Source organism: Kitasatospora aureofaciens (assembly GCF_019192735.1).
GTDB classification, from domain to species: Bacteria; Actinomycetota; Actinomycetes; order Streptomycetales; family Streptomycetaceae; genus Kitasatospora; species Kitasatospora aureofaciens_A.
On sequence record NZ_JAHTKP010000034.1, the window covers coordinates 1 to 12,871 of the forward strand.

Genomic DNA, 12,871 nt, shown 5'->3' on the forward strand with positions numbered 1-12,871 from the left:
AGGCGGACGAGGTCGGTCTGGCGGGTGCGTGGACGGCGGTCGAGGCGGTGGCGGCGCGTCCGGCGCGCACCGCGGGCACCGTCGTCAAGGACGAGGGCGAGGGCGGCAAGCAGCTCGCCGCGTTCCTGGCCGACCAGAAGTTCATCTAGTCCCACCCGTTCGCGCATCCAACGATCGATCAGGAGCAACGAATCATGGCTGAGATCCTGGTTCTGGTGGACCACGCCGACGGTGTGGTCCGCAAGCCGGCCCTGGAGCTGCTGACCCTGGCCCGCCGCATCGGCGAGCCGTCCGCCGTCGTCCTCGGCGCCGGTGCCGCCGCGGCCGACATCGCCGCGAAGGCCGGCGAGTACGGCGCGGCGAAGGTGTACGTCGCCGACGGCGCCGAGTTCGCCGACCAGCTGGTCGTCCCGAAGGTGGACGCCCTGGCCCAGATCGCCAAGACCGTGTCGCCCGCGGCGGTGCTGGTCACGTCCTCCGGTGAGGGCAAGGAGGTCGCCGCCCGCGTGGCGCTGCGGATCGGCTCCGGCATCATCACCGACGCCGTCGACCTGGAGGCCGGCGACGGCGGTCCGGTCGCCACCCAGTCGGTGTTCGCCGCGTCCTTCCAGGTGAAGTCCAAGGTCACCCACGGCGCGCCGGTCATCACCGTCAAGCCGAACGCCGTCGCCCCCGAGGCCGCCCCGGCCGCCGGCGCCGTCGAGAACGTCGCGGTGGAGTTCACCGGCAACGCCGCCAAGGTCACCTCGCGCACCCCGCGCGTCTCCACCGGCCGTCCGGAGCTGACCGAGGCCGCGATCGTGGTCTCCGGCGGCCGCGGCGTCGGTGCCGCCGAGGGCTTCGGCGTCGTCGAGGAGCTCGCGGACGCGCTCGGCGCGGCCGTCGGAGCCTCGCGTGCCGCCGTCGACGCCGGCTGGTACCCGCACAGCAACCAGGTCGGCCAGACCGGCAAGCAGGTCTCGCCGCAGCTGTACATCGCGGCGGGCATCTCCGGTGCCATCCAGCACCGGGCCGGCATGCAGACCTCGAAGACCATCGTGGCCGTCAACAAGGACCCCGAGGCCCCGATCTTCGAGCTGGTCGACTACGGCGTGGTCGGCGACCTCTTCGCCGTTCTCCCGCAGCTCACCGCCGAGGTGAAGGCCCGCAAGGGCTGATCCCTCGCAGGACCCTGCGGGGATCCCTCGCTGGATCCCCGCAGGGTCCCCCGCGGAGGGACGGAGGGCGTGGTACCGGGTGCTCGGTGCCACGCCCTCCGGCGTTTCCGGGGCGGACCCGGACGGCCCGTAGAGTCGGCGGGACACCGTGAGAGAGGCGAGGACGGAAGCATGGCACTGCTGACGGCACTTCAGGGCGGCTTCGGGGATGCGGCCGATGCGCTGCGGATCGACGGGCGGGCGCTCTCCCGGGAGGAACTGCTCGGCGCGGCGACCGCCGTGGCCGATCGGGTGGCCGGGGCGCCCGCGCTCGCGGTGCTGGCCCGGGCGAGCGTCGAGACGGTGACCGCCGTGGTCGGCGGCCTGCTGGCGGGTGTGCCCGTGGTGCCGGTGCCGCCCGACTCCGGGCCGAAGGAGCGCGAGCACATCCTGCGCGACTCGGGGGCCGCGTTGCTGGCGCGCGCCGTCGGGGACAGCGAGGACAGCGGGGTGGGCGGGGTGAAGGGGCTGGCCGTCGACCTGACGGAACGTTCCGCGACGACGTACGCCGAGCCGGCCGGGGACACCACCGGGTTCGTCCTCTACACCTCGGGCACTACCGGCGCGCCCAAGGGCGCGGTGATCCGTCGCGAGGCCGTCGCTGCCGACCTGGACGCGCTCGCCTCCGCCTGGCAGTGGACCGCCGAGGACACGCTCGTCCACGGCCTGCCGCTGTTCCACGTGCACGGCCTGCTGCTCGGCGTGCTCGGCGCCCTGCGCACCGGCAGCCGGCTGGTGCACACCGGGCGGCCCAGTCCCACCGGGTACGCCGCCGCGGGCGGCAGCCTGTACTTCGGGGTGCCGACCGTCTGGTCCCGGCTGGTGGCCGACCCGGAGGCGGCGGCCCGGCTCGCCTCGGCCCGGCTGCTGGTCTCCGGCAGTGCGCCGCTGCCCGTCCCGGTGTTCGAGAAGCTGGCGGCGCTGACCGGGCACGCGCCGATCGAGCGCTACGGGATGACCGAGTCCCTGATCACCGTCAGCACCAGGGCGGACGGCGAGCGCCGCCCCGGCAGCGTCGGCCTGCCGCTGGACGGCGTGCGCACCCGGCTGGTCGGCGAGGACGGCGCGCCCGTGCCGTCCGACGGGGAGAGTGTCGGCGAACTGCAGGTCGCCGGGCCGACCCTGTTCTCCGGGTACCTCAACCGGCCGGACGCCGACGCCGAGTCCTGGACGGCGGACGGCTGGTTCCGCACCGGCGATGTCGCCGTGATCGGCGAGGACGGATTCCACCGGATCGTCGGCCGCGCCTCGGTCGACCTGATCAAGAGCGGTGGCTACCGGATCGGCGCCGGCGAGGTGGAGGCCGCGCTGCGCGACCACCCCGCGGTCGCCGACGCCGCCGTGGTCGGCGCGCCGGACGAGGACCTCGGACAGGCGATCGTCGCGTACGTCGTTCCGGACGGTCCGGTGACGGGGGATCAGCTGACGGCCTTTGTGGCAGAGCGGCTCTCGGTGCACAAGCGGCCGCGCCGGGTCGTCCTGGTGCCCGAACTCCCCAGGAACGCCATGGGAAAGGTGCTCAAGAAGCAGCTGCTCGCGGAGGGCGGGAAGCGGTGATGAGGGGGCGTCGGATCCAGCTTCGGTGACGTCGTATCACCCTGACGACCCGTTCGGTGCTCACCTTTCGCGACCCTCCTTTGGCGCACTCCACTGCGCGCTGTGAGCTGACGCGTGCTTAACGTGACAGGCGGCAGAACTGATCAGCCGTGTCCGCAGCACAGTCCGCAGCAGTGAAGGAAGACAACAGAATGACCACCGTCAATACCAGCACGCCGGATGCCGCCGACGAGCCGACCGGGCAGCACGCCACCACCGCCGACCGGCGGGCCGCCGCCCGTCCTTCCCGGGCCGCGCGGCTCCGCCGGGGGATCGGCATGGTGGCTGTGGTCGCGGCCGGCGCCGGCGTGATCGGCCTCGGTACCGGCGTGACCCCCGCCGCCGCCGAGCCGGCGCCGGCCCACGCCGGCTGGGACGGCTCGCGGTACTGGTTCAAGAACAGCCAGGGGCAGTGGCGCTGGACCACCCACTACAGCGTCTACGTGGCGCGGACCGGGGGCGGGTCGGCGTCCTCGACGTCGTCCTCCTCGACGTCGACGTCCTCGAAGTCGTCGAGCGCGACGTCCAACGGGGGGATCAAGCAGGGGTGGGACGGGTCGCGCTACTGGTTCAAGAACAGCAAGGGCGAGTGGCGCTGGACCACGCACTACGACGTGTACCTGAACCGTACGGGCGGTGGGGGCTCGTCCTCGTCCTCGTCCTCGTCCTCGTCCAACGCCGCGCCGGCGGCGGCGGACCGGAACGTCGAGACGGCCATCCAGTTCGCGCTCGCCCAGGTGGGCAAGCCGTTCATGACGGCGGGCAACGGGCCGGACGGCTACGACTGCTCCGGCCTGGTGCAGCAGGCGTTCCGGCGCGGCGGCATCAACCTGCCGCGGGTGGCCAACGACCAGTACGCGGCGACCACGCCCATCACGGCGAGCCAGCTCCGCCGGGGTGACCTGTTCTTCTGGTCGCCCGACGGCACCAAGCGGGGGATCCAGCACGTGGCGATCTACCTGGGCAACAACCAGTACGTCGAGGCCGCGCGGCCGGGGACCCTCATCCGGATCTCGGGCATCAGCAGCGGCTACTACCCGTCGTACATGGGGCGGCCGTAGGGCTCGCGTGGGTTGTCGGTGAGGGGTGCCTGGGGCTTTGTGGTCCGGGCGTCCCTTGCTGTGCTGCTCCTCGCTGTGCTGTTCCCTGCTGTGCCGCTCCCTGCTGTGCTCAGAGGTCCGTGGGGCGGGGGAGGGCGCCGCGGGCGCCGAGGGCGGTGACGGCGAAGGCTCCTGCGGCCACGGCGACGGCGACGGCCTCGGGGAGCGGCGTGTCGCGGGCGAGTTCGGCGGCGAGGGCGCCGCAGAAGACGTCGCCGGCACCGGTGGTGTCGACGACGGTGACGGCGGGGGCGGGGAGCCTGGTCACCCGGCCGTCGGCGACGACGAGGGCGCCCTCGCCGCCGAGGGTGATCACGGTGCCGTCGGTGAGGGCGGCGAGGTTTGTGGGGTTGGGGAGGTCGGTGATGTTGGTGAGTGCGTGTGCGGCCTCGGTGACGGTGGCGGTGCCGGTCAGCTGACGGGCCTCGACGGCGTTCACAACGACCAGGGGACGGCGGCCGGTTGAACGCGTGTCGGGGAGCGTGCCGGCGGGCGCGGCGTTGTGGACCCAGCGGGTGCCGTGTGCGGGGAGCGCGGCGGCCGTCGCGCGGACGCACTCCTTGGGGATCTCGCCGCTGGTGAGGACCACGTCGCGAGGGAGCAGCCGGACGGCGGCGAGGGCGGCGGTGACCTCGGCGGCGGTGAGGTGGGCGTTCGCGCCGGGGACGACGACGATGCTGTTCTCGCCGGCCGGGTCGACCATGACGATCGCCTGCCCGGTGGGTGCGGCGGGGTCGGTGAGCACGGCGCCCGTGTCGACGTCGGCGCTCCGGAGGTCGGCGAGCGCAGCCCGTCCGTCGGCGTCCGCCCCGACCTTCGCGACCAGTTGGGTCGCCGCCCCCATCCGGGCCGCCGCCACCGCCTGGTTGGCGCCCTTGCCACCGAACCCCTGCGTGGCGTCCATGGCGAGCACGGTCTCGCCGGGGGAGGGGAGCATGGGGCAGCGGAGGATCCGGTCGACGTTGACCGACCCGATGACGACGACTCGGCCGACTGGGCGCAGCTTCATCGTTCCTCTGTACGGGGTGCGGGGGCCTGGGCGCAAGCGGGCGCGGTGGGGCGGGGGTTGGGCGGGGGTGGGGGCGGCACAGTGTGTGCGGCGGCGCGAATATGTAGGTCGGTCTACAGAAATCTGGGGTGGTGTGGTGGTGTGCGTAGGAAGTCGGGCAGGCCGACTTCCTGTGCGCTGGGTGGAGGGGCTGATTCGGCGGGCGATGTAGACCGGTCTACATAATTTTCCCCGGGTGAAGGGGGGAGCAGGAGCGCTGGGCGTGAGTGGTGCGTGCGGGGCGCGCGTTTGCACGAGAGCGCCGGCGCGAGGGTCGGCCGGGCGCCGCGAGGGGTGGTACGGAGGCGGGTTGTGGGAGTGCGAAGGGGGCGCAAGGATTATGACGACTGGTCTACATAGCCGACCGCCCAGGCGCCTGGCCTGGGCACATGCCTCTGTCAAGAGGCGAGTCGGGGCGCCGCAGTGGATGGCGCAGTGGGCGGCGCGGGAAGGTATGGGGAGCGGCGCGGCGGGGGTACCACCACGGGTGGCGCTGGTTCGACAACGGGGGCGCCGCCCGGTGCGAACCGGCACCGGGGGAAGTCGAGGGCAGGGGACGCTGTGATCGTCTGGGTCAATGGCACATTCGGGGCGGGCAAGACCAGTGCCTGCCGGGAACTGGTGGAACTGCTGCCGGGGAGCATGCTCTTCGACCCCGAGCTGGTGGGGTTCGGGCTGCGCAGGGTGCTTCCGGCCGACCGGCTGGCGGCGGTGTCCGACTTCCAGGACCTGCCGGCCTGGCGCCGGCTCGTCCCCGAGGTGGCCGCCGCGCTGCTCGGCGAGGTGCCGGGCCCGCTGGTGGTCCCGATGACCCTGCTCAGAGAGGACTACCGGGACGAGATCTTCGGCGATCTCGCCGCGCACGGGATCGCGGTGCACCACGTCGTCCTTGACCCAGAAGAAACGATCCTGCGTCAGCGCATTGCACACCGGGACGAATGCCCCGGCGATGCGGCGGCCAGCGAGCGGGTCCGCCAGTGGTGCCTTGAGCACCTGCCCCGCTACCGTGCAGCCCGGCGCTGGCTCGTCCGCGACGCCCGCCTGATCGACTCCGGCCGGCTCACCCCGCGCGAAACCGCCGAGCGGATCGCCGAACTCGTCCGCGACGGCGCCGCCCGCTGCCCGATCGCCCAGACCCCCGACCCCACCGGGGACACGGTCGCCTCCGCGGTCCTGCTCTTCGACGAACAGGACCGCGTGCTTCTCGTCGACCCCGTCTACAAGCCCGACTGGGACTTCCCCGGCGGCGTCGTCGAACGCGGCGAGGCCCCCACCGACGCCGCCCTGCGTGAGACCGCCGAGGAACTCGGTCTCCGCCTCGACCCGGCCACTCTGCGCCTGCTCGCCGTCGACTGGGAACCGCGCACGGGTCCTCGCCGCGGCGGTCTGCGGCTCATGTACGACGGCGGGTTGCTGGACGCGAACGGGCGGCAGGGCCTGCTGCTCCAGCCCGAGGAACTGCGCGGCTGGCGCTTCGTCACCCTGGACGAGGCCGCCGACCTGCTGCCCCCGAGCCGGTATCGGCGGCTTGCCGCCACCCTGGACGCGCGCCGCTGCGGCGAGTTGCGTTATCTGGAGGCAGGGCGACAGGTCGCTCTGGGCCTTGCCCGGGCGGCGGATGCGGCGTAGCGGGTGCCACTGCGGCCGGTGGTGGAGGGCAGAGGGCTCGACCGGCGCCGAGCGAGCGGACGGCAGGTCGCCCTCGGCCTGGTTCGGGTGGCTCAGCAGGCTTTGCGGCGGACATGGCGGAGACCGGATGACGCCGCTGGGCGGCGCAGCGGGCAGGATGGAGGCATGCCGTTCACGCTGAGCCATCCGATGGCCGTCCTGCCTCTGCTGCGTGCTGCCGGGGAGCGCGGGCCGCTGGTGGCCTCGGCGCTGGTTGCCGGGTCGATGGCGCCCGATGTGCCGTTCTTCGCGGAGTCGTTGCTGCCGGGGGTGTACGGGCACGGCGGGTTGACCCACCGGTGGTGGGCGGTGCCGACGGTGGATGTGGCGATCGCGGGGGCGCTGGTGGCCGGTTGGCACGGGCTGCTGCGCGCGCCGTTGGTGGCGCTGTTGCCCGCGCGGTGGGCGGGCGCGGCCGAGGCGTTGACCGTCCGGCGTGAAGGCGACTGTGCTGCGCGGGTGGGCTGGTTCGCGGTGTCCGCTGCGGTGGGGGCGGCCACGCACGTCGGGTGGGACGCGTTCACGCACGAGGGGCGGTTGGGGGTGCGGCTGCTCCCCGCGCTGGAACGGGAGATGGCCGGCGTTCCGCTGTACTCGGCGCTGCAGTACGGGAGTTCGGCGCTCGCGCTGGCCGGGCTCGGTGGGTGGGCGGTGCGTGCGGCGCGGGCCGTCGAACCGGTGCCGCCCGCAGTCGTGCTCTCGCCCGGCGCCCGTCGGGCGGCCGCCGGGGCGCTCGGGGCGGCGACGGTGGCCGGGGTGGTGCACCGGCTCAGGCCGTTGCGGCGGGGGCTGATCCCCGAACTCTGCTTCGGCGCCGGGGCCGGACTCGCGGTGGGCGCGGTCGGGTTCGCGGCGGCGGTGGCCGCACGGGGACGGGGGCTGCGGGCAGCCCCCGTCCCAATGTCCGTCAGACGGAGCGCAGTTCGGCGTAGCGGCGGAGGAACAGGGCCTCGGTGAGGGCCATCCGCTCCAGCTCCTGCGGGTCGACGCTCTCGTTGACCGCGTGGATCTGGGTGGTGGGCTCCTCGACCCCGATCAGCACGATCTCGGCCTGCGGGTACAGCGTACGCAGCGTGTTGCAGAGCGGGATCGAGCCGCCCTCGCCGGAGGCGACCATCGGGGTGCCGAAGGCCTCGGCCATGGCCTCGCCCATCGCCTCGTAGGCCGGGCCGGTGGTGTCGGCGTTGAACGGGGAGCCGTTGCCCTGGCGCTCGATCGTCAGCCGGGCGCCGAGCGGGACCTGCGCCTCCAGGTGGGCGACCAGCAGGTCCTGGGCGGCGGCCGGGTCGGTGCCCGGCGGTACGCGCAGGCTCACCAGCGCCTTGGCAGCGGCCTGGACGGAGGAGGTGGCGCCGATCACCGGCGGGGCGTCGATGCCGAGGACGGTGACGGACGGGCGGGCCCAGAGCCGGTCGGCGATGGTGCCGGTGCCGGTGAGGGCGACGCCGTCGAGCACCTTGGCGTCGGAGCGGAACTGCTCCTCCGTGTATTGCACGCCGTCCCAGGTCTGGTCGGCGGCCAGCCCGGCCACGGCGACGTCGCCGTGCTCGTCGTGCAGCGAGGCGAGGACCTTGATGAGCGACTGCAGAGCGTCGGGGGCGGCGCCGCCGAACGCGCCGGAGTGCAGATTGCCGGCCAGGGTGGTGAGTGATACCTCGACGACCGTCATGCCGCGCAGCGAGGCGGTGACGGTGGGCAGGCCGGGGGCGAAGTTGCCGGTGTCGCCGATGATGATCGCGTCGGCGGCGAGCAGCTCGGGGTGCGCCTCCGCGTACCGCTCCAGGCCGCCGGTGCCCTGCTCCTCCGAGCCCTCGACGATGATCTTCAGGGCGACCGGGTAGGCGTCCCCGTACACCTGGCGCAGGGCGCGCAGGGCGGTGAGGTGCATCAGGATGTTGCCCTTGCAGTCGGCCGCGCCGCGGCCGTACCAGCGGCCGTCCCGCTCGGTCAGTTCGAACGCGGGGCTCTGCCAGGCGTCCTCGTCGAGCGGGGGCTGGACGTCGTAGTGCGAGTAGAGCAGGACGGTGGGCGCGCCCTCGGGGCCGGGCAGTTCGGCGTAGACGGACTGGGTGCCGTCGGGGGTGTCGAGCAGCTGCACGTTGGTCAGGCCCTCGGCGGCGAAGGCATCGGCGACCCAGCGGGCAGCCTTCTCGCACTCCTCGACCGGGAACTGGCGCGGGTCGGCGACCGACGGGAAGGCGACCAGCTCGGCGAGGTCGGTGCGGGCACGGTCCATCAGGGACCGGACGGCGTCGGCCAGGGGCTGTGACATCGGGGTGCTCCGAGAGGGGCGGGGCCGCCCGAGGGGTGGTCCGGGCGGGCGTGGACGGTTGGGGTACCGCCGATCATAGGCGGAGCGGCACCGGCGGGTTCGGCGGCCCGGCCCGGTGGCGCGGTCCGGCGGCCGGGGCCCTCGGCCGGGTCCCTCGTTAGGGCTCGGCGGTCAGGTCCGTTGGCCGGGTCCGCAGACGACGGGAGGTTCACGGCGGCGCGGCGACCGGCGGGCCCGGTGGACGCATAGGATTGCTTGACGTGACTGACTCCGGAAGCTCCGATTCCCGCAGCCCGCTCGACACCGAGACTTCGCCGCTCGACGCCGCGGCGCCCAAGGCGTCCGAACTGCCCGAGGCGTCAGGGACGTCCGAGGCGTCCGCAGCGCCTGGGACGTCCGCAGCGTCCGGGACGTCCGAGGGGCCGTCCGCTTCGCAGCCCGACGGGCCTGACGGGCTCGACGGCGTCTGGGACGTCGTGGTGGTCGGCGCCGGACCGGCCGGGGCCTCGGCCGCGCACGCCGCCGCCGTCCAGGGCCGCCGGGTGCTGCTGCTCGACAAGGCCGAGCACCCCCGCTACAAGACCTGCGGCGGCGGCATCATCGGCCCGTCCCGCGACAGCCTGCCGCCGGACTTCCGGCTCCCGCTGCAGGACCGGGTGCACGCCGTCACCTTCGCGTACTGCGGGCGGTACACCCGGACGCAGCGCTCCAAGCGGATGCTGTTCGGCCTGGTCAACCGCGACGAGTTCGACCTGCGCCTGGTGCAGGCGGCCAAGCAGGCCGGGGCGGTGCTGGTCACCGGAGTGACCGTCACCGGCGTGGAGCAGCGCGGCGGCGGGCACCGGACGGCGCTGGTCACGGCGGCGGACGGGCGCAGCTTCGAGGCACGCGCGGTGGTCGGCGCGGACGGCAGCGCGAGCCGGATCGGCCGCCACGTCGGCGTCACCTTCGACCAGATCGACCTGGGCCTGGAGGCGGAGATCCCGGTGCCGCCGCAGGTCGCCGCCGACTGGGCGGGCCGGATCCACCTCGACTGGGGCCCGCTGCCGGGCAGTTACGGCTGGGTGTTCCCGAAGACCGAGTCGAGCAGCCTGACCGTGGGCGTCATCTCGGCGCGTGGCGACGGTGAGCGGACGAAGCAGTATCTCGCCGACTATATCCGGCAGTTGGGCCTGTCGGGCTTCACTCCGAGTGTGGAGTCCGGGCACCTGACCCGCTGCCGGGCCGAGGACTCGCCACTCTCCCGCGGCCGGGTGCTGGTGGCCGGGGACGCGGCCGGGCTGCTGGAGCCGTGGACCCGCGAGGGCATCTCGTACGCACTGCGCTCGGGCCGGCTGGCGGGCGAGTGGGCGGTGCAGGTCGCGGAGGCGGGCAACGCGGCCGAGGTGCGGCGCGAGGCGCTCAACTACGCATTCGCCATCAAGGCGGGCCTGGGTGTTGAAATGCGGGCCGGGAAGCAGCTGTTGGGTGCGTTCGAGCGGCGCCCATACCTGTTCCACGCGGCTGTCTGCCTGGTGCCGGCCGCCTGGCGGGCCTTCGCCCGGACGACCCAGGGCCACACCACCTTCGCCCAGGTACTGCGCCAGTACCGTGCGGCGCGCAAGTTGTCGGCGCTGGCCTCGCGGTAGGCGGCGTCCGTTCGTTGGGGGCCGGTGTTCCTCCCCGCGGGGAGGAACACCGGCCCCTTTGGTGTCAACGGGCCTTTCAGTCGGCCTACTTGGGGCCGGTGTCGAGGGCGTTCATCAGGGTGCCGGACGGGGTGTCGCCGGACATCTCCCAGATCATGCCGCCGAGCAGGTTCTTCGACCTGAGGTAGGCCGTCTTCTGGGCGATCGACCAGGCGTCGTCGAAGGTCCACCACTGCCCGCCGGCGCCGGTGCAGCCGTAGGTCGCGACGGACTGCGGGTCGTGGTGGACGGCGAGGTTGGGGACGCCGGTGATGAGGTTGTTGTAGCCGCGGGTGCCGGCCTCCTCCGCGAACTGGCCCGGGGCGGCGCCGTTCGCGGGCTGCCAGACGCCGGACGCGCCGCCGTCGGCCACGCCCTGCCAGCCGCGTCCGTAGAACGGGAAGCCGATGGTGAGCTTGCGCGGGTTGACCCCGGCGCCGAGGTAGGCCTGGACCGCCGCGTCCACGCTGAAGTGGAAGTTGTACGGGTCCTTCGGGTCGGCGTAGAGATTGGCCTGGTGGCCGGTGCGGTTGGGCTCCCAGGAGTTGTCGCTGCCTGAGCCGTGGAATTCGTAGCCCTGGACGGCCGGGCCGTTGCCGACGAACCAGAAGCTGTACGGCTCGGTGCTGCCGTGGGCGGGGACGGTCGCGTTGTAGAAGGCGTTGGTGGCGGTGACGTGCTGTCCGTTGACGGTGGCGGTGCCGTTGTAGCTGTTGCCGATGGTGACGCCGGCCGGGAGGTCGAACTCCAGGGTCCAGCCGGTGACGGCGGTGGCGTTGTCGTTGTGGACGATGTAAGTGCCCTGCCACCACGAGCCGTTGTCGGCGGTGGTGAAGGTGGCGGTGAGCCGGCCGGCGGCGTGCGCCGGGGCGGCCAGCGCGGTGAGTGCGGCCAGCGGGAGGAGCAGGACGGAGAGCAGCGCGAGTAGTCTGCTGCGCACGCGCGGGCGCCCCGCCCGGGATCGAGCGGACATGGTTCTCCCTGTGACTGTGGGGGTTGGACAGGGTGACGTAGAACCGGCGGGTGATCCGTGTACGATCGGTGCCCGCGCCGTGGGCAGGCGGGGCGTGGGAACTGTAGGAGGACTGGACCAATGCGTCAACAGGTCTGTACCACTTGGGTGGTGGTCGGCAGATGATGGCCGGCGGTGGGTGGTGGGTGGTGGGTGGTGGGCGGGTGGCGGACGGCGGGCAGGTGACGGCGAACAGATAACAGATTGCAGATTTCAACATCTGTCATCTGACATCTGTTACCTGTTCGCCCCCGCCAGCTCGTCCCCCAGCGCGCTCCGCCGGTACAGCACTGAGCGGCCGTGCCGGGCCCGGGTGACCAGGCCGGTGGCGGCGAGGACGGACAGGTGCTGGCTGACGGCGCCCGGGGTGACGCCCAGGCGGTAGGCCAGGTCGGTGGTCGAGGCCGGTTCGGCGAGCAGTGTCAGCAGCCGGGCCTTCGGTGCGCCGAGCAGCGCCTCCAGCGCCTGCGGCGGCACCGGTGCGCTCGCGCCGGCCATGCCTGCCTGCCCGCGGGCCGGGTAACTGATCTGTGGCGGACGATCGTTGCTGATCATCGTGATCGCGCCGCGGGCGAAGAAGGTCGGCGTCAGGACGAGGCCGCGTCCGTCCACGGCGGTCTCGCCGTCCCGTTCCTTCCACCGCCGGTTGATCGACAGCACGCCGTTCTCCCAGCGCAGCCGGTGGTCCAGGTCGGCGAAGAGCGCCGCCGCGCCGTGCTGGGCGAGCAGCCGGGCCCGGTAGACCAGGTCGGCGTCCAGCACCGCGCGGGCCTGCGGCCACCAGGTGGGCGCGAGGCACACCTCCCAGTACTCCTCCAGCGCGTCGGCGATCCGGCCCAACAGCCGTGCCGGGTCGGCCAGCCCGGCGGCGAGCGATGCGGGCAGCGGCTGGCCGTGCGGCAGGAAGGTCTGCTCCAGTTCGGGGCGCAGCTGCTCGGGCGGGAGGGCGCGGACGGTGGCCAGTTCGGTGCGGAAGTCGGCGGCCGGGGCGGCCGGGCGGGGCGTCAGGAAGTCGGGGATCCAGCGGTTCCCGGCGACGAGGGACAGCAGCAGGGTGGAGTCCAGCCGCTCGAAGGTGGGTCGGAGCCGTTCGAAGGCGCGGCTCTGCAGCGGGTAGACGCCGGGGTGGGTCCACATCCGCAGGCTCAGCGAGGCCTCCTGGATCGGGGAGACGGCGAACCAGGTGGTGGCGAGGTCGGCCAGGCCTAGCGTGAACCGGTGCACGGCGAGGCCTCCGGGCGGCGCGGAACGATGAGTGGGGCGGAGATTTAGGCAGAGCCTAAAGGATTACCGGTTGCCGCGCGTCAGGCGG

Annotated in this window: 9 protein-coding genes and 3 pseudogenes; 7 read left to right on the forward strand and 5 right to left on the reverse strand. The window is 73.3% G+C overall.

Annotation, left to right across the window (positions count from 1 at the left end):
- The 4 genes and pseudogenes from KV557_RS27030 to KV557_RS27045 form a co-directional block, all read left to right on the forward strand.
- Positions 1–149 (forward strand): annotated as a pseudogene (locus KV557_RS27030) (electron transfer flavoprotein subunit beta); the annotation flags it as partial.
- Between the two features lie 45 nt (positions 150–194).
- Positions 195–1,157: an electron transfer flavoprotein subunit alpha/FixB family protein gene (locus tag KV557_RS27035; protein WP_218204109.1), complete on the forward strand. Its 963-nt coding sequence runs from the start codon at positions 195–197 to the stop codon at positions 1,155–1,157.
- Positions 1,158–1,328: 171 nt separating this feature from the next.
- Positions 1,329–2,753: an AMP-binding protein gene (locus KV557_RS27040; RefSeq protein ID WP_218204110.1), complete on the forward strand. Its 1,425-nt coding sequence runs from the start codon at positions 1,329–1,331 to the stop codon at positions 2,751–2,753.
- Between the two features lie 191 nt (positions 2,754–2,944).
- Complete coding sequence (locus KV557_RS27045) at positions 2,945–3,853, forward strand: C40 family peptidase (RefSeq protein WP_218204111.1); 909 nt, start codon at positions 2,945–2,947, stop codon at positions 3,851–3,853.
- Between the two features lie 109 nt (positions 3,854–3,962).
- Here the strand turns inward: KV557_RS27045 and KV557_RS27050 are convergent, their stop codons facing one another.
- Positions 3,963–4,901 carry a ribokinase gene (locus tag KV557_RS27050; RefSeq protein ID WP_218204112.1) on the reverse strand — a complete coding sequence of 313 codons (939 nt, stop codon included), beginning with the start codon at positions 4,899–4,901 and terminating at the stop codon, positions 3,963–3,965.
- Between the two features lie 600 nt (positions 4,902–5,501).
- Between KV557_RS27050 and KV557_RS27055 the strand changes: the two genes are divergently transcribed.
- Together KV557_RS27055 and KV557_RS27060 are read left to right on the forward strand one after the other, a co-directional pair.
- Positions 5,502–6,569, forward strand: a complete 1,068-nt coding sequence (locus KV557_RS27055; RefSeq protein WP_218204113.1) for an NUDIX hydrolase — start codon at positions 5,502–5,504, stop codon at positions 6,567–6,569.
- Positions 6,570–6,734: 165 nt separating this feature from the next.
- Complete coding sequence (locus KV557_RS27060) at positions 6,735–7,565, forward strand: DUF4184 family protein (protein ID WP_218204114.1); 831 nt, start codon at positions 6,735–6,737, stop codon at positions 7,563–7,565.
- Here the strand turns inward: KV557_RS27060 and KV557_RS27065 are convergent.
- The gene (locus KV557_RS27065) at positions 7,516–8,880 is read right to left on the reverse strand and encodes a dipeptidase (RefSeq protein ID WP_218204115.1); all 1,365 of its coding nucleotides are present in this window, start codon (positions 8,878–8,880) and stop codon (positions 7,516–7,518) included. The two genes, KV557_RS27060 and KV557_RS27065, sit on opposite strands and share 50 nt — an antisense overlap.
- Positions 8,881–9,356: 476 nt before the next feature.
- Here KV557_RS27065 and KV557_RS27070 point away from each other — a divergent pair, with 476 nt between their 5' ends.
- The gene (locus KV557_RS27070; protein WP_308130097.1) at positions 9,357–10,508 is read left to right on the forward strand and encodes a geranylgeranyl reductase family protein; all 1,152 of its coding nucleotides are present in this window, start codon (positions 9,357–9,359) and stop codon (positions 10,506–10,508) included.
- Between the two features lie 85 nt (positions 10,509–10,593).
- On the opposite strand, the pseudogene KV557_RS44555 reads toward KV557_RS27070, so the two are convergent.
- From KV557_RS44555 to KV557_RS27080, 3 genes and pseudogenes are all read right to left on the reverse strand, one after another.
- A pseudogene (locus tag KV557_RS44555) lies at positions 10,594–11,130 on the reverse strand (glycoside hydrolase family 18 protein); the annotation flags it as partial.
- Between the two features lie 66 nt (positions 11,131–11,196).
- Positions 11,197–11,520 (reverse strand): annotated as a pseudogene (locus tag KV557_RS44560) (cellulose binding domain-containing protein); the annotation flags it as partial.
- Between the two features lie 276 nt (positions 11,521–11,796).
- Complete coding sequence (locus KV557_RS27080; protein WP_218204117.1) at positions 11,797–12,783, reverse strand: ArsR/SmtB family transcription factor; 987 nt, start codon at positions 12,781–12,783, stop codon at positions 11,797–11,799.
- Positions 12,784–12,871: the final 88 nt, after the last annotated feature.

Bases quoted from the DNA above. Each gene is read 5' to 3' on its own strand.
- KV557_RS27035 (WP_218204109.1), top strand. From the start codon at position 195: ATGGCTGAGATCCTGGTTCTGGTGGACCACGCCGACGGTGTGGTCCGC.
- KV557_RS27040 (WP_218204110.1), top strand. From the start codon at position 1,329: ATGGCACTGCTGACGGCACTTCAGGGCGGCTTCGGGGATGCGGCCGAT.
- KV557_RS27045 (WP_218204111.1), top strand. From the start codon at position 2,945: ATGACCACCGTCAATACCAGCACGCCGGATGCCGCCGACGAGCCGACC.
- KV557_RS27050 (WP_218204112.1), bottom strand. From the start codon at position 4,901: ATGAAGCTGCGCCCAGTCGGCCGAGTCGTCGTCATCGGGTCGGTCAAC.
- KV557_RS27060 (WP_218204114.1), top strand. From the start codon at position 6,735: ATGCCGTTCACGCTGAGCCATCCGATGGCCGTCCTGCCTCTGCTGCGT.
- KV557_RS27065 (WP_218204115.1), bottom strand. From the start codon at position 8,880: ATGTCACAGCCCCTGGCCGACGCCGTCCGGTCCCTGATGGACCGTGCC.